Source organism: Phenylobacterium sp., from assembly GCF_013822795.1.
Lineage (GTDB): Bacteria > Pseudomonadota > Alphaproteobacteria > Caulobacterales > Caulobacteraceae > Phenylobacterium.
The window spans coordinates 136,757-155,079 of sequence record NZ_PNLB01000008.1 but is presented as its reverse complement, the minus strand read 5'-3'; the positions used below and the strand labels follow the sequence as shown (position 1 = coordinate 155,079).

Annotated in this window: 19 protein-coding genes; 9 read left to right on the top strand and 10 right to left on the bottom strand. The window is 67.2% G+C overall.

Annotated features, from left to right (window positions below):
* Position 1: 1 nt before the first annotated feature.
* Complete coding sequence (locus tag C0481_RS09445) at positions 2-1,030, bottom strand: FecR domain-containing protein (RefSeq protein ID WP_293402984.1); 1,029 nt, start codon at positions 1,028-1,030, stop codon at positions 2-4.
* Positions 993-1,556, bottom strand: a complete 564-nt coding sequence (locus C0481_RS09440; protein WP_293402982.1) for an RNA polymerase sigma factor — start codon at positions 1,554-1,556, stop codon at positions 993-995. The genes C0481_RS09445 and C0481_RS09440 overlap by 38 nt, the downstream gene beginning before the upstream one ends.
* Positions 1,557-1,939: 383 nt before the next feature.
* Between C0481_RS09440 and C0481_RS09435 the strand changes: the two genes are divergently transcribed.
* The 4 genes from C0481_RS09435 to C0481_RS09420 all read left to right on the top strand — a co-directional run bounded on the left by C0481_RS09435 (position 1,940) and on the right by C0481_RS09420 (position 9,282).
* Positions 1,940-4,297 (top strand): TonB-dependent receptor, encoded by a 2,358-nt coding sequence (locus tag C0481_RS09435; RefSeq protein WP_293402980.1) that lies wholly within the window; start codon positions 1,940-1,942, stop codon positions 4,295-4,297.
* Between the two features lie 162 nt (positions 4,298-4,459).
* Entirely contained in the window at positions 4,460-5,530 is a 1,071-nt protein-coding gene (recA, locus tag C0481_RS09430; protein ID WP_293402978.1) for a recombinase RecA, read from the top strand.
* Between the two features lie 249 nt (positions 5,531-5,779).
* The gene (gene alaS, locus C0481_RS09425; RefSeq protein ID WP_293402976.1) at positions 5,780-8,416 is read left to right on the top strand and encodes an alanine--tRNA ligase; all 2,637 of its coding nucleotides are present in this window, start codon (positions 5,780-5,782) and stop codon (positions 8,414-8,416) included.
* 224 nt (positions 8,417-8,640) lie between these two features.
* Positions 8,641-9,282, top strand: a complete 642-nt coding sequence (locus C0481_RS09420) for a PEPxxWA-CTERM sorting domain-containing protein (RefSeq protein ID WP_293402974.1) — start codon at positions 8,641-8,643, stop codon at positions 9,280-9,282.
* 81 nt (positions 9,283-9,363) lie between these two features.
* Here C0481_RS09420 and C0481_RS09415 read toward each other — a convergent pair whose 3' ends face one another.
* From C0481_RS09415 to C0481_RS09405, 3 genes are all read right to left on the bottom strand, one after another.
* On the bottom strand, positions 9,364-9,741 hold the full coding sequence (locus tag C0481_RS09415; protein ID WP_293402972.1) for a VOC family protein: 378 nt from the start codon (positions 9,739-9,741) through the stop codon (positions 9,364-9,366).
* Positions 9,742-9,808: 67 nt separating this feature from the next.
* Positions 9,809-10,507, bottom strand: coding sequence for a ribonuclease T (locus C0481_RS09410; RefSeq protein ID WP_293402970.1), 699 nt, complete (start codon positions 10,505-10,507; stop codon positions 9,809-9,811).
* Positions 10,508-10,648: 141 nt separating this feature from the next.
* A complete protein-coding gene (locus C0481_RS09405) occupies positions 10,649-11,872 on the bottom strand; it encodes an NADP-dependent isocitrate dehydrogenase (protein ID WP_267230505.1) in 1,224 nt (407 codons plus the stop codon).
* Positions 11,873-12,049: 177 nt separating this feature from the next.
* Here C0481_RS09405 and C0481_RS09400 point away from each other — a divergent pair, with 177 nt between their 5' ends.
* The 5 genes from C0481_RS09400 (at position 12,050) to C0481_RS09380 (ending at position 15,569) form a co-directional block, all read left to right on the top strand.
* On the top strand, positions 12,050-12,829 hold the full coding sequence (locus C0481_RS09400; RefSeq protein ID WP_293402968.1) for an RNA methyltransferase: 780 nt from the start codon (positions 12,050-12,052) through the stop codon (positions 12,827-12,829).
* Positions 12,829-13,902 (top strand): nitronate monooxygenase, encoded by a 1,074-nt coding sequence (locus C0481_RS09395; protein WP_293402966.1) that lies wholly within the window; start codon positions 12,829-12,831, stop codon positions 13,900-13,902. The genes C0481_RS09400 and C0481_RS09395 overlap by 1 nt, the downstream gene beginning before the upstream one ends.
* A 66-nt stretch (positions 13,903-13,968) precedes the next feature.
* A complete protein-coding gene (locus tag C0481_RS09390; RefSeq protein WP_293402964.1) occupies positions 13,969-14,313 on the top strand; it encodes a hypothetical protein in 345 nt (114 codons plus the stop codon).
* A gap of 175 nt (positions 14,314-14,488) precedes the next feature.
* A complete protein-coding gene (rpsD, locus tag C0481_RS09385) occupies positions 14,489-15,106 on the top strand; it encodes a 30S ribosomal protein S4 (RefSeq protein WP_293402962.1) in 618 nt (205 codons plus the stop codon).
* An 88-nt stretch (positions 15,107-15,194) separates the two neighbouring features.
* Entirely contained in the window at positions 15,195-15,569 is a 375-nt protein-coding gene (locus tag C0481_RS09380; protein WP_293402960.1) for a hypothetical protein, read from the top strand.
* On the opposite strand, the gene C0481_RS09375 is transcribed toward C0481_RS09380, so the two are convergent.
* The 5 genes from C0481_RS09375 to C0481_RS09355 all read right to left on the bottom strand — a co-directional run bounded on the left by C0481_RS09375 (position 15,566) and on the right by C0481_RS09355 (position 18,304).
* On the bottom strand, positions 15,566-16,294 hold the full coding sequence (locus tag C0481_RS09375) for an MBL fold metallo-hydrolase (RefSeq protein ID WP_293402958.1): 729 nt from the start codon (positions 16,292-16,294) through the stop codon (positions 15,566-15,568). The genes C0481_RS09380 and C0481_RS09375 overlap by 4 nt on opposite strands.
* A 22-nt stretch (positions 16,295-16,316) precedes the next feature.
* On the bottom strand, positions 16,317-16,736 hold the full coding sequence (locus C0481_RS09370; RefSeq protein ID WP_293402956.1) for a thioesterase family protein: 420 nt from the start codon (positions 16,734-16,736) through the stop codon (positions 16,317-16,319).
* On the bottom strand, positions 16,733-17,077 hold the full coding sequence (gene grxD, locus C0481_RS09365) for a Grx4 family monothiol glutaredoxin (protein ID WP_293402954.1): 345 nt from the start codon (positions 17,075-17,077) through the stop codon (positions 16,733-16,735). The genes C0481_RS09370 and grxD overlap by 4 nt, the downstream gene beginning before the upstream one ends.
* A gap of 74 nt (positions 17,078-17,151) precedes the next feature.
* Positions 17,152-18,057, bottom strand: a complete 906-nt coding sequence (locus C0481_RS09360) for an aldo/keto reductase (RefSeq protein WP_293402952.1) — start codon at positions 18,055-18,057, stop codon at positions 17,152-17,154.
* A gap of 13 nt (positions 18,058-18,070) precedes the next feature.
* The gene (locus C0481_RS09355) at positions 18,071-18,304 is read right to left on the bottom strand and encodes a BolA family transcriptional regulator (protein ID WP_293402950.1); all 234 of its coding nucleotides are present in this window, start codon (positions 18,302-18,304) and stop codon (positions 18,071-18,073) included.
* Positions 18,305-18,323 lie beyond the last annotated feature (19 nt).

The window sequence follows — 18,323 nt, the reverse complement described above, 5'->3', positions numbered from 1 at the left end:
CTCACTCCCCGGCGGGCGGGTAGAGATCGATAATGTCGGGGGAGCTCTGGCCCGCCTTGACCGTGCCGTAAGCCTCCAGCGTGGCGACGAAGCCGGCCATGTCGCCGGTCTTGAAGCGCCCGCTGAGCGGAGTCGCGGCCAAGTCCGCATCGGCGATGCGGATCTTGCGGGTCGAGTAGCGATTCATTTCCTGGACGATGGACGCCAGCGGCCGGTTCTCGAACACCAGGCTGCCTTCGCGCCAGCTGGTCAACTCGGCGAGATTGCGCTTCTCGAGGGTCCACGGCGCAGAGCCGGTCTGGACCAGGTGATGGCCCGGCGTCATGTCCACGCTGGTGTGGGCGGCGACCACCCGGACCTTACCCTCCAGCAGGCTGACCGACCACTGGCCGGGGTCGACGCGAACGTCGAACGCGGTGCCCAGCGCCGTCACCGTGCGTCCGGCAGCGGTGACCACGAACGGCTTTTCGGGATTCTTGGCGACCTGGAAGTAGGCCTCGCCTCGCACCAGGGTCAGGCTGCGCTGCTTGTTCCAGTCCGTCAGCTGGACCTCGGTGTCGGTGCTGAGCGTGACCTTGGAGCCGTCCTGCAGAGTCACGACCTGCTGGCCGCCGACCGGGGTGCGATAGACGGCGAGGGCCTGCGGCGCGGCGGCGACGATGGCGCTCGGCGCCGGGGTCTGATCCTGCGTCTGGCGCCACGCGCCGTAGCCGAGCATCGAGCCGGCGGTGATGATGGTGGCGGCGATGCCGGCCGCCCATCGCATGTGCGGGCGCCGCCGTTCGGCGGCGAGGTCGGCCTGCAGCGCCTCGCGCGCGGCCATGATCTGCGGATCGTCCTTCAGGCCGCCTAGCCGATCCCAGGTTCCGCTTACGAGGGTCCAGTCGTCGCGGTGGGCGGGGTCGGCCGCCAGCCACGTCTCGAATTCGCGCTGCACGTCCTGGTCGTCAGGATGGCGCTGCAACCGCACGAACCACGACGCGGCGTCCGGGCTACCGGAAAGACCGATTTGTCGTTGGTTGTCGTTCATCGATTTCCTGCAGCCGGATCGAGACGACCCGAAGCGCCTTAGTAACGTGTTTCTCGACAGCGCTCACCGAGATGCCGAGTTGCGCCGCCGTAGACTTGTAGCTCAAGCCCTCGAAGCGGACGAGCATGAAAGCCGCGCGGGTGCGGGGCGAAAGTTCGTTAAGGGCCTCCAGCGCCACGGAAGCTTCCTGCTTGGCTTGCAAAATCCGGTCGGGAGACAGCTCGTCGAGCGGATGGTGGGCTTCTTCCAGCTCGCAGTGCGCGCCACGGCGCCTCACTGTGTCGCGGCGGCGGCGATCGAGTAGGACGTTCGTCGCGGTCTGGAAAATGAAGCTGGAGAGGTTCGTCACCTCGCCGCCCTGACGGCGATTGTGCAGCCGCAGGAGAACTTCCTGAATCAGGTCGTCGATTTCATGCCCATCGGCTCTGCGCCGAAAGAACGCGCGCAAGGCTTGCTGGTACGGGATCGACGCATGCGCCAAGCCCTCCGGCTCGCCCCTGGCACCGGTCGTTTCCGCCCACGCCATGGAAATTTCCTGAACACCCCGAACTGTCTTATTGGCGTCATGGTTGTTGATGGGGGCGCCCAGGTCAATGACGTTTGGGAAGGGGCCTCGCACGACGGGGGGCCTGCTGGGTTTTCGGGCAACGGTGGGGCAGTCGTCGGCGCCATGAGGGCTAAGAGCGGCAAAGAGTGCACTGGCTGGCGTGCAGGGCTGGCCTTAAAACCGCGGCTGTCGGAAGGCCGTGGCGTTGGCGCGGAGCCTTGTAGCCGTTGAGTATTCTCCGTCTCGGGATTGTCGTTGCGTGCGCATCCGGCGCCGTGCTGCCTGCGACTCCGGCCGAGGCGGCTGGCCGCAAGGCTCAATTCGCAATTTCCGCCGGGATGCCGCTCGATCGAGCGCTGACCATGTTTTCGGCGCAGAGCGACCGGGACATCCTGTTTACGCCGGCCATGGTCGCTGGTCGCCGCAGTAAGGCGGTTTTGGGGCGAATGGACTCGGACGTGGCGCTCAACGCGCTGCTCCGCGGCTCCGGGCTCACCTGGCGCGAATTCCAGGGGCGCTATCTGGTCGAACGGCCGGTTGCGCCGGTGGTCGAGGAGACCGACGCTGAGGTCGAGGGCCTGGTGGTCACCGCCCTGCGTCGTCCGACGCTGGACCGCCTGACTCCGATGTCGGTGCGCGCCTTTTCGGGCGAGGACCTCACTCGGGCCGGGGCGGCGACCTTCTCCCAGGCCATCGCCCTGATGCCTGGCCTCACCCAGACCAGCACCGGCACCGGCCGTAGCCGGTTAAGCCTGCGCGGCGTCTACGGTTCGGGCGAGGCGACCACCGCTCTCTATTACGACGATATCCCGGTAACCGGCCCCAGCGGCACGACCGCCGATCCGGGCGGCTCCTCGCCGGAGTTCCTGCTCGTCGATGTCGAGCGGATGGAACTGCTGCGCGGGCCACAGGGCACGCTCTACGGCTCCAGCGCCATGGGCGGGGCCCTCAAGGTGGTTTTCGCGCGCCCGGACCTCGGCGAGCCCAGCGCTTCGCTCTCGGGCGAAGCCTCGACCAACGCCGGCTACTGGGGCGAGGCCGAGACGTTGGTCGTCAACCAGCCCTTGGTCGGGGACAAGGTCGGGCTGCGGCTGGCCGCCTATCACCGCCGCGATCCGGGCTATTTGGAGAACCGCCGGCTGGGGCTGAAGGGGATCAACGACAGCGCCACCTGGGGCGCGCGTCTGGGCGTCGGCTTCGAGTTCGAGAACGACCTGCAGATCAACCTGACCGCCGCGCATCAGGAGACCCGCGACGGCGACACAAGCGGCGGCTGGGCGGGCGCGCCGCCGAACGTGACCTATGGTCATGTGCGCACGCCGTTCGACAGCCGGATGACGATGTACGAGGGGGCCTTGTCCTGGCGCTTTTCGGGCATGCGGCTAGCCGCCAACGCCGCGTCCTATACGTGGAAGAGCACGCGCCAGATCGACTACACCGGGACTTTGCAGAGCGAGCGGCTCAGCCCTGACGGCTGCAAACGTTACCTCCAAATTCCGATCGCCGGGACCTGCACGGCTTCGCAGCTTTCCGCCTATTCGGCCTATGTCGACAGCCGTGCGCCGGGGCTGCTCTATCAGCCGATCGATCTCTATGCCGACGTGCAGGAAGTGCGGCTGCAGTCGGATGCTCCGGGCTTCTTCGCCTGGACCGCCGGCGTGTTCCGCGAGGTCCGCAGCGACACCATCGACAGCCAGGTGATCGTCGGCGATCCCGCTACGGGCCTGCCGCGGCATGGTGATTTCACGGGGCGGCGCATCGTCGACAGCCGTCTGACCCAGCGCGCGGCCTATGGCGAGGTGACGCTGGGAGCCGATCGCGACACCACGTTCGTGCTCGGTGCGCGCCGCTTCGCCTACGACAAGCGCACCGAAGGCCAGGCCCTGGTCGTCAATGTGATCTCCAACACCTCAGAGGCCAATTTCCGCAATGGCGTGGAAGAGAGCGGCTGGAGCCTGAAGCTGCTGGCCAGCCACCGGTTCGGGGCCTCGGCGATGGGCTATGTTCAGGCCTCGCAGGGGTTCCGGCCAGGCGGGGTCAACACCGTGCCCGGCTTGCCGGAGAATCTCGCCGTCTATGGCGCCGACTCGCTCTGGAACTACGAACTCGGACTGAAGAGCGGCTGGCTGAACAATCGGCTGCTGGTCAACGCCGCGCTCTATCGCATCGACTGGCGGGACATGCAGTACACCGCCAACAGCACCAACGGCGCGTTCTCGTTCATCACCAATCTGGGGCGGGCGCGGGTCAACGGTCTCGAGGCGGACGCCATCTTCGTCTTCACGTCGACGCTGCGGGGCGGCGTCAACCTGGCGCTGACCGACGCGATCCTCACCAGCGATCAGGCGAGCGCCGACGGGGTGGGGCTCGGCTCGGCGGGCGACCGCATTCCGACGGTGCCGCCCGTCGCGGCCGACGGTTGGCTGGAGTATCGGCGCGACCTCGGCGGCGGCCTCGAACTGCTCGTCAGGGGGGACGCCGCCTATGTCGGGCGCTCGAACAGCACCTTCGACCCCGGTGTCGGAAACGACGTGGCGTTGGGCGACTACTGGCTGTTCAACACCCGGGCCTTCGTGCGCGCCTCGCAGTGGACGATTGGCGCCTTTGTCGAGAATCTGACCGATGTCGACGATCCGAGCTTCGCCACCACCGCCAGACAGCCGCTGACGATCGCCCCGCGCCCGCGCCGGTTCGGCCTGACCGCCACCTACGATTTCTGAAGGACGATAGTGCGTCAAATACGGACGTAGGCCCGCTGTCGCCGCGGAAAGAACATCTTGTGAACCTAGAACAAAGCGCGTACGCCTTGTTTCGACGGACGCGGACGCCACTTGCGGGCACGGACTGTCGGGTTGGAATCATGAAACAAGGGGCGCCTTGAAATGAGTCAGTCGGCGTTGAAGCTCGTGGGAAAAGAAGAAGGCGATAAGCAGCGCGCTCTAGAAGCGGCGATTGCGCAAATCGATCGGGCCTTTGGCAAAGGCTCGGTGATGAAGCTGGGCGAAAAGAGCCACATCGAGGTCGAGGCGGTGTCCACAGGCTCGCTCGGGCTCGATCTTGCGCTCGGCATCGGCGGTCTGCCTAAGGGACGGATCATCGAGATCTACGGTCCGGAAAGCTCGGGCAAGACGACCCTGGCCCTGCACGTGGTGGCCGAGGTCCAGAAGGCCGGCGGCACGGCGGCGTTCGTGGACGCCGAGCACGCGCTCGACCCGCAGTACGCCAACAAGCTGGGCGTCAGCCTCGACGATCTGCTGGTCTCGCAGCCGGACACCGGCGAGCAGGCGCTGGAGATCACCGACACCCTGGTGCGCTCGGGCGCTATCGACGTGATCGTCATCGACTCGGTGGCCGCGCTGACCCCGCGGGCCGAAATCGAAGGCGAGATGGGCGACCAACTGCCGGGCCTGCAGGCCCGCCTGATGAGCCAGGCGCTGCGCAAGCTGACGGGCTCGATCTCGAAGTCCAAGACCCTGGTCATCTTCATCAACCAGATCCGACACAAGATCGGGGTGATGTACGGAAGCCCGGAGACCACCACCGGCGGCAATGCGCTGAAGTTCTACGCGTCGGTCCGCCTCGACATCCGCCGCACCGGCTCGGTGAAGGTTCGCGACGAGATCCTCGGCAACAATGTCCGGGTGAAGGTGGTGAAGAACAAGGTGGCCCCGCCGTTCCGCGAGGTCGAGTTCGACATCATGTACGGCGAGGGGATTTCGAAGCTCGGCGAGATCATCGACCTGGGCGTCAAGGCCGGCGTCATCGAGAAGTCGGGCTCGTGGTTCTCTTGGAACTCGACTCGGATTGGCCAAGGCCGCGACAACGCTCGCGAATTCCTCAAGAACAATCCGGACATCGCCGAACAGATCGAGCGTCAGGTCCGCGGCGCCAAGGAAGCGATCGAGGAAGAGTTGCTCGTCGGGCCGACCGGCGACGAGGACGCCGAGGACTAGGATCCGCATCCCGGAGCGGCCGCCACGGCCGCTCGGAACCGGACGCCTCCAACCCGACGTCCGACCCGCCGAGCCGGCCGAGCCCCCGCGCGGCCGCTACCGAAGATGCGCAAGGACGCTTGGACGCACGTCGTTCAAGCGTCCTTTTCCTTTGCGGGTGTCGACAAAATCCGTAAACGGTCGCGCGCAGGGCGGCGCAACGGTGCGCAAGCCCCTATCTATTTTCTCCGCTTCAACGTCCGACGAGCCATGCCGAGCCTTAACGAAATCAGAGCTGCGTTCCTGGGCTACTTCGAAAAGAATGATCACCTGATCATTCCGTCGGCCCCGCTCGTGCCGCAGAACGACCCGACCCTGCTGTTCGTCAACGCGGGCATGGTGCCGTTCAAGAACTACTTTACCGGCGCCGAGACCCCGCCCGGCCCGCGCGCGGCGTCGTCGCAGAAGTCGGTCCGCGCCGGCGGCAAACACAACGACCTCGACAACGTCGGCTACACGGCGCGTCACCACACCTTCTTCGAGATGCTGGGGAACTTCTCCTTCGGCGACTACTTCAAGGCCGGCGCGATCGAGCATGCCTGGACCCTGCTGACCAAGGAATTCAAGATTCCGGCGGAGAAGCTGTGCGTCACCGTCTACCACACCGACGACGAGGCGGCTGAGCTCTGGAAGAAGATCGCTGGCCTGCCGGACGAAAAGATCATCCGCATCGCCACCAACGACAATTTCTGGTCGATGGGCGACACGGGCCCGTGCGGTCCGTGCTCGGAAATCTTCTACGACCACGGCGAGCACATTCCGGGCGGCCCGCCCGGCAGCCCCGATGAAGACGGCGACCGCTTCGTCGAGATCTGGAATCTCGTCTTCATGCAGTTCGAGCAGTTCGCCGACGGGCGGCGCATCGATCTGCCCAAGCCGCAGATCGACACGGGCATGGGCCTCGAGCGCATCGCCGCGGTGCTGCAGGGCGTCCACGACAACTACGACGTCGACCTCTTCCGCACGCTGATCGCGGCCTCTAAGCAACTCGTCGGAGATGGGACCAACGGTCCGTCGCACCGGGTCATCGCCGACCACCTCCGTTCGACTAGCTTCCTGATCGCCGATGGCGTCTCGCCCTCCAACGAAGGCCGCGGCTACGTGCTGCGCCGGATCATGCGCCGCGCCATGCGCCACGCGCACCTGCTGGGCGCCGAAGAGCCGTTGATGCACCGTCTGGCGCCGGTCCTGGTCGCCGAGATGGGCGAGGCCTATCCCGAGTTGCGCCGCGCCGAGCCGGTGATCGTCGAGACTCTGCGCCAGGAAGAGGAACGGTTCCGCCGCACCCTTGGCCGCGGCATGACGCTGCTGGACGAAGCGACCGCCAAGATGAGCGCGGGCGACATGCTCTCGGGCGAAACCGCCTTCAAGCTCTACGACACCTACGGCTTCCCGCTCGACCTCACCCAGGACGCGGTGCGCAACAAGGGCATCAGCGTCGACCTCGCGGGCTTCGAAGACGCCATGAAGCGCCAGCGCGATCAGGCGCGGGAGGCTTGGACCGGCTCTGGCCAGTCGGCGCAGGGCGCCGAGTGGTTCGCGATTCGCGAGCGGCTGGGCGCGACCCAGTTCCTCGGCTACGACACCACCGAGGCGACCGGCAAACTGCTGGCCCTGGTGGCCGGCGGCGCCGAGGTCGGCGAAGCCAAGAGCGGCGAGACCGTGCTGGCGGTGTTCGACCGTACGCCTTTCTACGCCGAGAGCGGCGGGCAGGCCGGCGATGTCGGTGAGATCGAGTGGAACGGCGGCAAGGCGCGGGTGCTCGACACCCAGAAGCAGGCCGGCGACCTCTTCGTGCATGAGATCGAAATCCTGCAGGGCGAATTGGCTCCCGGCGCCGAGGCGCGTCTGGCGGTCGATCCGGACCTGCGCACCACCACCCGCGCCAACCACTCGGCGACCCACCTGCTGCACGCGGCGCTGCGCAACGTGCTCGGCCCGCACGTGTCCCAGAAGGGGCAGATGGTCGACGGCGAGCGCATCCGCTTCGACTTCAGCCACGGCGGCCCGCTGACCGCCGACGAGATCGAGAAGATCGAAGCCGAGGTCAATGCGGTGGTCCGCCAGAACCTGGCGGCCGTGACCGAGGTGATGGCCCCCGAAAAGGCGATCGAAGCCGGCGCCATGGCGCTGTTCGGCGAGAAGTATGGCGACTCGGTCCGGGTTCTCACGCTCGGCAAGTCGCTGGCTGGTGAAGGCGACTACTCGGTCGAACTCTGCGGCGGCACTCACGTGGCCCGGACTGGCGACATCGCGATCTTCAAGATTGTCTCGGAGAGCGGCGTCGCTGCGGGCGTGCGGCGGATCGAGGCTCTGACCGGCGAGGCGGCGCGCCGCTGGCTGATTGATCAGGCGAGCGTCGCCAAGGCGCTGGCCGATCAGTTCAAGGTGCCGGTCGCCGAGGTCGCGGCTCGGGTCGAGGCGCTCGAAACCCAGCGTCGCAAGCTCGAAAAGGATCTGGCCGAGGCCAAGCGCCAACTGGCCATGGGCGGCGGCGGCGGCGCGGCTGCGGGTCCCGAGGAGATCGGCGGCGTGCAGGTGATCGCGCGCGTGATGGACGGCGTCGGCGGCAAGGACCTGCGTCCCATCGCCGAGGAGTTCAAGAAGCAGTTGCCGGACGGCGTCATCGCGCTGGTCGGCTCGGCGGACGGCAAGGCGGCGGTCACCGTGGCGGTCACCGGTGCGGCCGCGGGCAAGTTCAGCGCCGTAGAGCTCGCCAAGGCGGCGGTCCAGGCGATGGGCGGGCAGGGCGCCGGCGGGCGTCCCGACTTCGCCCAAGGCGGTGCCCCGGACGGCGCCAAGGCCAACGAAGGCCTGGCGGCGATCAAGGCGCTGCTCGGGGCCTGATTCGGCTCAGTCCGAAGGACGTGGAGGGGGCGCTGATGCGCCCCCTTTTCGTTTGGCGGGCAGGGATTAACCGTGATCGAGGAAAAATCGAACGCCGCTCCGCGAAATGTAAAATTTGCATACCCGTGTGAGGCGAGTGGCGTTGCCAGATGTTAAGTTAAGCTCTAGTTCACCATCCAGAGGGGCGCCTTGCGGGGCGCAGGATCAACCTAAGGATGGGTTCAATGTTTAAGTATCTGCCCGCTGCCGCCGCTGCGCTGGCGCTCAGCTTCGCCGCCGTTCCGGCCGCTGAAGCGGCCACTGTCTTCTCGGGCGGCGTCAACAACGTCCAAGCCAATCAGAACGATCCGGGTCTGGTCGTCCAAACCGGCAACTTCAACAGCTTCAGCCTGCCGCTGGAAGTCGGCGTGACCAGCGCCCCGGTCGGTCTGTTCTCGATCTGGACCAACGAGGCCGACATCGGCTGGGACGATCTGGCCCACAGCCCGATCTTCGTGCAGCTGCAGTTCACTTCGCCGACCGGCCCGTGGGCTGGTGGCCCGATCGGCGGCGAAACCTTCGGCGTTTGGGGTTTCTTCCGCGAAGGCGGCAAGGTCGAGTTTGACGGCCCGGCCATCTACACCTTCGGCAACGGCGGCAAGCTGGAAGTCAAACTGAACGACGCCACGTTCAACTGGGGCAAGTACTCGCTCAACCCGGAAACCAAGCCGGGCCAACAGTACGGCGCCGTGGTGACCGCCAACTTCAAGCTCGTCGACCTGCCGTCGGCGGTGCCGGAGCCGGCCACCTGGGCGATGATGATCACCGGCTTCGGTCTGGCCGGCGTGGCCATCCGTCGTCGTCGTGAGACGCTCGTCGCGGCTTGATCTGACGATCAGTCAGCAGAAAGGCCGGGGGTGACCCCGGCCTTTTTTGTTTGTCCGCGCGATCGCTCGAACTCCCGCGGTTCAGGGGCGAGCGAAGATCGCGATCTTGTTGCCCGTCGCGTCGCGCACATACGCGCCATAGAACGACGTCGAATCTGCAGGGCGCGGTCCCGGAGCCCCCTCGTCCGACCCGCCGAACGCCAGGGCCGCGGCATGGGCCGCATCGACCGCTTCCTTGCTGGGACCGCGGAAGGCGATCATGACGCCGTTGCCGCCGCGCGCCGGCTGGCCGTCGAAGGGCGGACAGACGAAGGTGTTGGCCTCCTGGCCTTTGGGGCCGTAGCCGGCCCAGCCGCTGTCGAAGAACTGCCGCTCGTATCCGATGGCGCCCAGCACAGCGTCGTAGAACGGCATCGCGTCCTCGACGTTCAGCGCCCCGATCGTGACATAGCCGATCATGTCGTCCGTCTCCCTTGTTCAGGGCCGGACCCTAGCGCCGAGATGCGAACATAACAAGAACGAACGGCTAGTGTTGAATCCGGATGCGGGCGTGGTCGGGCGCGCCTAGGCCGCTGCGACAGGCGGCAGGCCGGAAGCGCAGATCATGGCAGATCCGCACTTCTTGCAGGCGGTTGCCGTCTACGACCTTGATGTAGAGCCCGTTACGGCGAAGGGCCGGATTACGCGCCACGAAGGCGTCGCGGACGTCGCCGGCGGTCACCTCGCGGCCGGCAGCGAAGGCGAGATCAGGCGCGTCGATCGCCCGCCACAGGGCCTGCGCCTTGTCAAAGTAGGCGTCAGGCGTCTTCCAGCCGCATGTGCCGTGGGCCGCCCACTCGTGCTGCAGCAGGTCCGCCGAGGGGGTCATGCAGTAGTGCCGGCGCACCGTGGCGGCGCTGATCGCCGGCGCTTTCGCGCAGTAGCGCGGATGACGCTTGCCCGGTCCGTTCGGCCAGAGGCCATGGACGACGAAACCCATGTGGTTCTGCCGGCATTGGAACCGGGCCTCGGGCGATCCCCCGCGGGGCCGGCACCACTCCGGCGACCAGGTCAGCGCGAGCATGTACGAGGCGGTCGGCGTATCGCGCACGATCTCGCGCTCGGGCGGACGCTGGGCCGGCGCTGGCGAGACGTGGACAGGCGGTGTGCAGGCTCGCAGCGGCGCGGCTGCGGCGATGCTTGCAACCGACCAGGCGGCCAGCACGACGAGGAACGCCAGCCTCACGTGGCCCCTTTGGCGGGCAGGCGGACCCAAAATGCAAAGAACGGCGCGGTCGCGAAGACCAGCGCCGTTCCCAACGTAACGATCAGGCGGAAGACCGCGCGGGCGAGGCTCCAGTCCTCTCGCGCGCGGTCGTTCACAGCCTTAGGCGGGCGTTTTCGCCAGGGCCGCTTCCAGATTGGCGGCGACCTTGTCGATGAAGCCTTCCGTGGTCAGCCAGCCCTGGGTGTCGCCGACCAGCAGCGCCAGATCCTTGGTCATCGAGCCGGCTTCGACGGTGTCGACGCAGACCTTCTCCAGGGTGTCGGCGAAGTGGGTCAGTTCGGCGTTGCCGTCGAGCTTGGCGCGATGCTTCAGGCCCTGGGTCCAGGCGAAGATCGAGGCGATCGAGTTGGTCGAGGTCGACTCGCCGCGCTGATGCTGGCGGAAGTGACGGGTCACGGTGCCGTGGGCGGCTTCCGATTCCATGATCTTGCCGTCCGGGGTGATCAGGACCGAAGTCATCAGGCCCAGCGAGCCGAAGCCCTGAGCGACCTGGTCGGACTGCACGTCGCCGTCGTAGTTCTTGCAGGCCCAGACGAAGCCGCCGGACCACTTCAGGGCCGAGGCGACCATGTCGTCGATCAGGCGGTGCTCGTAGACGATGCCGGCTTCCTTGAACTTCGCGGCGTACTCGGCCTCGTAGACCTCGGCGAAGATGTCCTTGAAGCGGCCGTCATAGGCCTTGAGGATCGTGTTCTTGGTCGACAGGTAGACCGGGTACTTCCGCTGCAGGCCGTAGTTCAGGCAGGCGTGCGCGAACTCGCGGATCGAGTCGTCGAGGTTGTACATGCCCATAGCGACGCCGCCGCCCGGGAACTCGAACACTTCATGCTCGATGGTGTCGCCGTTCTCGCCTTCCCACTTGATGGTCAGGCGGCCCTTGCCGGGCACGCGGAAGTCGGTGGCCTTGTACTGGTCGCCGAAGGCGTGACGGCCGACGATGATCGGCTGCGTCCAGCCCGGGATCAGGCGCGGAACGTTCTTGCAGATGATCGGCTCGCGGAAGACCACGCCGCCGAGGATGTTGCGGATGGTGCCGTTCGGCGACTTCCACATCTTCTTCAGGCCGAACTCTTCGACCCGCGCTTCGTCCGGGGTGATGGTGGCGCACTTCACGCCGACGCCATGACGCTTGATGGCCTCAGCCGCGTCGACGGTGACCTTGTCGTCGGTGGCGTCGCGGTGCTCGATTCCCAGGTCGTAGTAATCCAGATCGATATCCAGATGCGGGAAGATCAGCTTGTCCTTGATCCACTTCCAGATGATGCGGGTCATCTCGTCCCCGTCGATGTCTACGACGGGGTTCGCGACTTTAATCTTGGCCATGAGGGCAGAGCGCTCCGGGGGCGTAACGGCTAGGATAGGGTAGGGTAGATAGGGTAAGGGCCGTATACTAGGCCAAGGCCCAGACGCAAAGGGTGGCTCACCCCCTATTGACCTGCGATGGGCGCGATCTGGCAGGCGGCGCTTGCATTTTCGGCCCCTCGCATCCCAAAACGCGGCATGGAAGCCGCCGCACCGCCCTGCATCATCCTCAACGTGCCGCAATTGGCCCAGAACATCGGCGCCGTCGCGCGGGTGATGGCCAACTTCGGCTTGGCCGACTTGCGCCTGGTCAATCCCCGGGATGGCTGGCCTCAAGAGCGGGCCTGGGCCGCGGCGTCCGGGGCCGAATGGCCGCTGAACGGCGCGCGGGTCTACGACAGCGTGGAGGCGGCGATCTCCGACCTCTATCTTGTCTACGCCACCACCGCGCGGCCGCGCGAGCTGCAGCTGCCGATCCTTGGCCCCCGCGAGGCGGCGGCCAACCTGTCGCACGAGGTGGCCGAGGGCCGCGCTGTCGGGCTGTTGTTCGGCGGCGAACGGGCGGGCTTGGAGACGGCGGACATCGCGCTTTGCCAGGCCGTGGTGACGTTGCCGATCGATCCGCGCTTCCGCTCGCTGAACCTGGCCCAGGCGGTGGCGATCAACGCCTACGAATGGCGCATGACCGTCGAGTCGGGCGCGCCGCCGATCTTCCGCGAGGGACCGCCGCCGGCCGACGCCGCCGCGATGCTCGGCCTCTACGAGCACTTCGAGCGCGAGCTGGACGACGCAGGCTTCTTCCATCCCCCCGAAAAGAAGCCGTCCATGGTGCAGAACCTGCGCTCGGCGCTGGGCCGGGCGCGCTTCTCCGACCAGGAGGTCCGCACCTTCCGCGGCGTGGTCACGGCGCTGTCGAAGGGCAGGGGCCGCTCGCTCGAGAAGTTGGCCCGCAAGAAGGCGGCCGAAGGAGAAGAGTGATGGCGTTGCGCGACCTGCTCGACGGCCTGGCGATCCCGATTCTCCAGGCTCCGATGGTCGGCGCTTCGCCTTTTGAAATGGCGATGGCGGTGTCGCGCGCCGGCGGTATGGGCTCGCTGGCCGCCGGAGCGCTCGCCCCTGATCAGATCGAGCCGGAAGTGGAGCGCATGCGCGCGGCCACCGACGCCCCGTTCGGGGTGAACCTGCTGATGGCGCCGCGCGCCGAACCTGACGGCGCGGTGGTCGAAGCCGCGCTCGCCAGGCTGGCCCCCTGGTACGCCGACCTGGGCGAGGCCTTGCCCGGCCATCCCAACAGTTTCGCGCCCGACTTCGAGGCGCAGCTCGCCGCCCTGACCCGCGCCGCCCCGCCGCTGGCCTCGTTCACGTTCGGCATTCTTCGCCCGGATCATGTGGAGTCGCTGCACCGCGCCGGCACGCTGGTCGTCGGTACGGCCACTACCGTCGCTGAGGCGCGGGCCTGGGCCGAAGTCGGAGCCGACGGGATCTGCGCGCAAGGCTACGAGGCCGGCGGTCACCGCGGTCACTTCCTGGCGGAACCGGAGGCCAGCCTGGTCGGTACGCTGCCGCTGACCTCGTTGATTCTGGAAGCGGTCGACCTGCCGGTCATCGCCGCTGGCGGGATCATGAACGGGCGCGGCGTCGCCGCCGCCCTGGCTCTGGGCGCCAGCGCCGTCCAGATGGGCACGGCCTTCCTGCTTTCCGACCAGACCGGCGTCAGCGCGCCCTGGAAGCGGGCGATCGAAGCCGCCGACGACGAAGCCACACGCCTGACCCGCGCCTTCACCGGCCGCTACGCGCGCGGCATCGAGAACCGCTTCATGCGCGAGCTTCGCGCGGAGCAGGACGAGGTCCCGGCCTATCCGGTGCAGAACCGCCTGACCCAGCCGCTGCGGGCCGCGGCCGCCAAGGCCGGCGATCCAGAGATGATATCGCTATGGGCCGGCCAGGGCGTGCGGTTGGCGCGTTCGGGCGACGCCGGCGACTTGGTCCGACTGTGGTGGAGCGAGGCGCGGGACGCTGCTGGCCGTCTGTCGCGACGCATCGGGGGCTAGCCCGGCTCCTGGCGAGCGCGGCCGCTTCGCGCTAGGGTGGTCCGTGCTAACGCTTGAGGTGCGCCTGTGAAGACTCTCGCCCTGACCTTTGCGGTCCTGACCCTCGCCGCCACCCCGGCCGCCGCTCAGGTGATGTGCCACGAGGACGTCGGCCGGACGACTTGCTACGACATCTACGGCAACTCGGTGGTCGCCACGAAGGACGTGCTGGGCAAGGCGACCTGGGTCGACGAGTACGGTAACCAGGTCTCGGTGCGCCGCGACGTGCTGGGTAACCGCATCATCGAGGACAGCGAGGGCAATCGCACCACCGTCCGCCGCGACGTGCTGGGCAACACCGTGGTCAGCGACGACCGCGGAAACAAGAGCAGCTGCCGCGTCGACCTGCTGGGCAAGGCGCGCTGCAAATAGGCGCAAAAGCCTGCCCCGATTGACTCTTCGGCCTGCGGACGTCATACACCGCCCCTTCGCGCCGCCGGACCTCGTCTGGCGGTCCGCGATCTATGACGGGTGACCTGACGCCGCCGTTGAGATCGCGTTCCCACTTGCGGGGACGCCGGCCCAGGTCCGATTGAAAGAGACGAGTATGTCGAAGCGCCAGAGCGCCAAGTACAAAATCGACCGCCGGATGGGCGAAAACATCTGGGGTCGTCCGAAGTCGCCGATCAACTCGCGCGCCTACGGCCCCGGCCAGCACGGCCAGCGTCGCAAGTCCAAGGTCTCGGACTTCGGCCTGCAGCTGCGCGCCAAGCAAAAGCTGAAGGGCTACTACGGCAACCTGACCGAGAAGCAATTCTCGCGCACCTACGAGGAAGCCGCCCGCCGCAAGGGCAACACCTCGGAAAACCTGATCGGCCTGCTGGAATCCCGTCTGGACGCCGTCGTCTATCGCGCGAAGTTCGTGCCGACCGTGTTCGCGGCCCGTCAGTTCGTGAACCACGGCCACGTCCTGGTGAACGGCAAGCGCGTCAACATCGCCTCCTACCGCGTGAAGGTCGGCGACGTGGTCACCGTGCGCGAGCGTTCGCGCAACATGGCCCTGGTGCTGGAAGCCCTCCAGTCGAGCGAGCGTGACACCCCGGATTACATCGATCTCGATCCGAAGGGCATGACCGCCAAGTTCGTCCGCGTTCCGGAATTCTCCGAGGTCCCGTACCCGGTGAAGATGGAGCCGAACCTGGTTATCGAATTCTACGCGTCCTAATCGGCGCCAAAGACCAGATCGAAATTGCGAAGGCCCCGGAGCGATCCGGGGCCTTTTGCTTTTGGGCGATCTGTGGCCGAGTCCGCCGATGAATCGTCGACTAGTGCTTCTGGCGGGCCTGGGCCTGCTGACCGGGTGCGCCACCGCGCCTGCGGTGGTGATGCCTTCCGCGGCCACCCATCCGGAGCTGGAGGCCGTCTATTCGGCCATCGCCGGGCGGGACGCTCTGACGCTCCAGGTCGCCTCGAACGGCTGCACCCGCAAGGACGACTTCGCGTTCTACGTCGATCGCAAGGGACTGGCGCCGACCGTGTCGTTCGCCCGCAAGCGCCTGGACCAATGCCGCTCCTTCGCGATGGGCAAGACCGAGCTGCGCTTCACCTGGGCCGAGCTCGGCCTGGAGCCGCGCGCGACGGTGTTTCTGCTCAATCCCGTGACCGCCTGGACCGGGCCGGGTCTCTAGAGACGGCTGAGCGGGCTCGCTTTTACAGCACTGCCGGGCGGGATCTGGTCGAGGAAGCTCTCGTCGTGGCCGGGGATCACGAAGTCGCCCTGCGCCCGCATCGCCGCCAACCGGCGCTTGGTCGCCACATACTGCGCCTTGTCGAACGGGAAGGGCTGGTCGACCTCGTCGTGATCAAGGGATCGGCAGAAGTAGCAGGCGTCGCCCGCCAGGATGTCGGCGCCGCCCTCGCGGAACACGCGCACCGACTGATGGCCGCAGGTGTGCCCGGGCGTGGCGAACACCTCGACCGAACCGTCGCCGAACACGTCGTGGGTTTCGTCGACCCGCAGCATGTCGCGGCCGGCATCCAGCGTGCGCAGCTCTTCACGACGATGAATGATCACCCGAGCGTTGGGCAGCAGGTGCGCGCCCCCGACATGGTCGTAATGAGAGTGCGAGATCACCAGCGCCTCGATACGGCCCGGCTCCACGCCCGCGGCCGCCACCCGCGCGGCGACGTCATGGCCGGGCGGCAGCGCGTTGTGGAAGGCGTCGAACAACACCTGGTCATGGTCGCTGGGCGACAGCCCCGCGTCGAACACGGCGGCCCGGCCGGATGTGTGGGTGATCAGGAAGGCGTAGACGGGCAGGGTGAAGTCGCCCTGGGCGCCGCGTTCCAGCATCTTGCCCGGCGCGCGGAGCGTGCCGCAGCGAAGGGGGAGGATCTCTGTCGTCCGGCTCACGCAGATCCCTCCCGGTCAGGCGTCAGGTAAACCGTTCCACGATGTCGGGTGTGACGCGCTTGGGGCGACCCGTGGCGGCGTCGATCATGCACCATTCCGTCCGCGCCTGCGCGCACATGGCCCCGTCGGGACCGTCGATCCGCACGAAGCGGTCGAAGCGTGGGCCTTCGGCGGTTTCGGCCACCCAGGTGCGGGCCGTGGCGGTCTCGCCTGGCATCAGGGCGCGGCGATAGTCGATCTCGTGGCGCAGCACGATCCAGGCCCAGCGGGCCTGGTCCTCGGCGGGTTGCCGCGACGCCCAGTGCGACGTGGCCATGTCCTGAATCCAGCGCACATAGACCACGTTGTTGACGTGGCCGTTGGCGTCGATGTCGGACTCCGCCGGCGTGAACTGGAGCGTGAAGACCTGGCGGCCGGGCGGCGGTTCGAGCAGGCGGCTCACGCCGTCAGGACGCCCTGTTCGGTCAGCAGGGTCTTCAGTTCGCCAGACTGGAACATTTCGCGGATGATGTCGGCGCCGCCGACAAATTCGCCCTTCACATAGAGCTGCGGAATGGTCGGCCAGTCCGTGAACGTCTTGATGCCTTCGCGCAGGGGCTCGCTCTGCAGGACGTCGACGCCGACAAAGTCCGCGCCGAGGTGGTCGAGGATCTGCACGACGACCGAGGAGAAGCCGCAGCGGGGCTCTTCCGGCACGCCTTTCATGAACAGCACCACCGGATGGTCGGCCACCGCCTTGGCGATGAAGTCGTGGACGGGATTTGCGGTCGTGGCGTCGGTCATGACTGGAGCCTTTGCGGCGAAGAATTCGTCCCAGAGCTAGGGAGCCGGAGCGCCGGGGTCAAGCGGCCGCGTCGTCAGGCCCGTCGCTGTGCGGCGATCTGGCCGAAGCGCGCCATCTCGATCTGGGCGGCGACGCCGGTCGGCAGGTCCTTGTCGGTGACGGTGGACATGCGTTCGATCATGTCCGCGCGCCCGGCCTCAAGCTGGATGGTGGCGAAGGCTGGCTCGGTCAGGGCGAAGGCCAGGCACAGTTCCTCGCAGGACCAGCCCGGCGTGTCGTGCAGAAAGCCGTAGGTGTTGGAGCTCGGCGTTGGATCTTGCCGACGCCCGCCAAGCAGGCCCCGGCGCATTGGCCGCTCGATTTCGGCGCGAGACGAGGGGCCAGATTGCAGGCCGCTTGGGAAAGGGTCACAGCCGATCAGCGTCATGTTGGCGGCCGAAGCGTCGCGGATGCGGCGGCGGGTCTGCCAGTCGGAGACCAGGCTGAAGCCCGTGGCCAGCACGTCGAAGGCGTCGTTGGCGATGCACTTGTCGATCACCGGTCCCTCGCCGACGACGCCGATCTGCAGGCAGACCCCGGCGTTGCGCAGGTCGGCGAGATAGGTGAGCGCGTCGGGCGTCATGGTCTCCGCTGCGGTCTCGTCCAGCATCAGCAGGTCGAGATAGCCGGCGCGAGTACGCTGGAGGGCGGCCCGAACGCTATCGGCGATGTCGCGGCCGGTGACTGCGCCGGCCGGGTTGCCGCGCAAACGCCAGCCCAGGAATATCAGCCGCCGCTCGACGACGCTGAGCGCCTCGCCCAGGCCCATCGCCAGGACGTCGGATCCGGCCGTCGCCTCGAAGCTGTTCACGCCGCTTTCCATCGCCGAGATGATCAGGCTGCGCCAGGCGCTGGGCGAGCCCATGTTCGGCGCGTCGCGCAATAGAAGGCTGACGGCGGAAACCGCCTTTCCCGATGCGCCGAAGGGACGGTAGCGCACGGGCTGGGTCCCCTTAGACCGGCGCGGAGGTTTCGAGGGCCAGGGCGTGCAGTTCGCCGCCGACCTTGCCCTTCAACGCGCCGTAGACGAGCTGGTGCTGCTTGATGCGCGAGAGGCCGGCGAAGGCGGGGGACACGATGCGGGCGCGGTAATGGTCACCGTCGCCGGCCAGATCGTCGATGGCGATCTCAGCGTCCGGGAACGCTTCTTTCAGATTGGCTTCCAAGTCAGCGATGGACATGGGCATCGGGGGAACTCCACTCGGC

What these genes read in the sequence shown, in the direction of transcription:
- C0481_RS09445 (WP_293402984.1), bottom strand. Translation starts at nt 1,030, where the DNA reads ATGAACGACAACCAACGACAAATCGGTCTTTCCGGTAGCCCGGACGCC.
- C0481_RS09440 (WP_293402982.1), bottom strand. Translation starts at nt 1,556, where the DNA reads ATGGCGTGGGCGGAAACGACCGGTGCCAGGGGCGAGCCGGAGGGCTTG.
- C0481_RS09435 (WP_293402980.1), top strand. Translation starts at nt 1,940, where the DNA reads ATGTTTTCGGCGCAGAGCGACCGGGACATCCTGTTTACGCCGGCCATG.
- recA (WP_293402978.1), top strand. Translation starts at nt 4,460, where the DNA reads ATGAGTCAGTCGGCGTTGAAGCTCGTGGGAAAAGAAGAAGGCGATAAG.
- alaS (WP_293402976.1), top strand. Translation starts at nt 5,780, where the DNA reads ATGCCGAGCCTTAACGAAATCAGAGCTGCGTTCCTGGGCTACTTCGAA.
- C0481_RS09420 (WP_293402974.1), top strand. Translation starts at nt 8,641, where the DNA reads ATGTTTAAGTATCTGCCCGCTGCCGCCGCTGCGCTGGCGCTCAGCTTC.
- C0481_RS09415 (WP_293402972.1), bottom strand. Translation starts at nt 9,741, where the DNA reads ATGATCGGCTATGTCACGATCGGGGCGCTGAACGTCGAGGACGCGATG.
- C0481_RS09405 (WP_267230505.1), bottom strand. Translation starts at nt 11,872, where the DNA reads ATGGCCAAGATTAAAGTCGCGAACCCCGTCGTAGACATCGACGGGGAC.
- C0481_RS09400 (WP_293402968.1), top strand. Translation starts at nt 12,050, where the DNA reads ATGGAAGCCGCCGCACCGCCCTGCATCATCCTCAACGTGCCGCAATTG.
- C0481_RS09395 (WP_293402966.1), top strand. Translation starts at nt 12,829, where the DNA reads ATGGCGTTGCGCGACCTGCTCGACGGCCTGGCGATCCCGATTCTCCAG.
- rpsD (WP_293402962.1), top strand. Translation starts at nt 14,489, where the DNA reads ATGTCGAAGCGCCAGAGCGCCAAGTACAAAATCGACCGCCGGATGGGC.
- C0481_RS09380 (WP_293402960.1), top strand. Translation starts at nt 15,195, where the DNA reads ATGAATCGTCGACTAGTGCTTCTGGCGGGCCTGGGCCTGCTGACCGGG.
- grxD (WP_293402954.1), bottom strand. Translation starts at nt 17,077, where the DNA reads ATGACCGACGCCACGACCGCAAATCCCGTCCACGACTTCATCGCCAAG.
- C0481_RS09355 (WP_293402950.1), bottom strand. Translation starts at nt 18,304, where the DNA reads ATGCCCATGTCCATCGCTGACTTGGAAGCCAATCTGAAAGAAGCGTTC.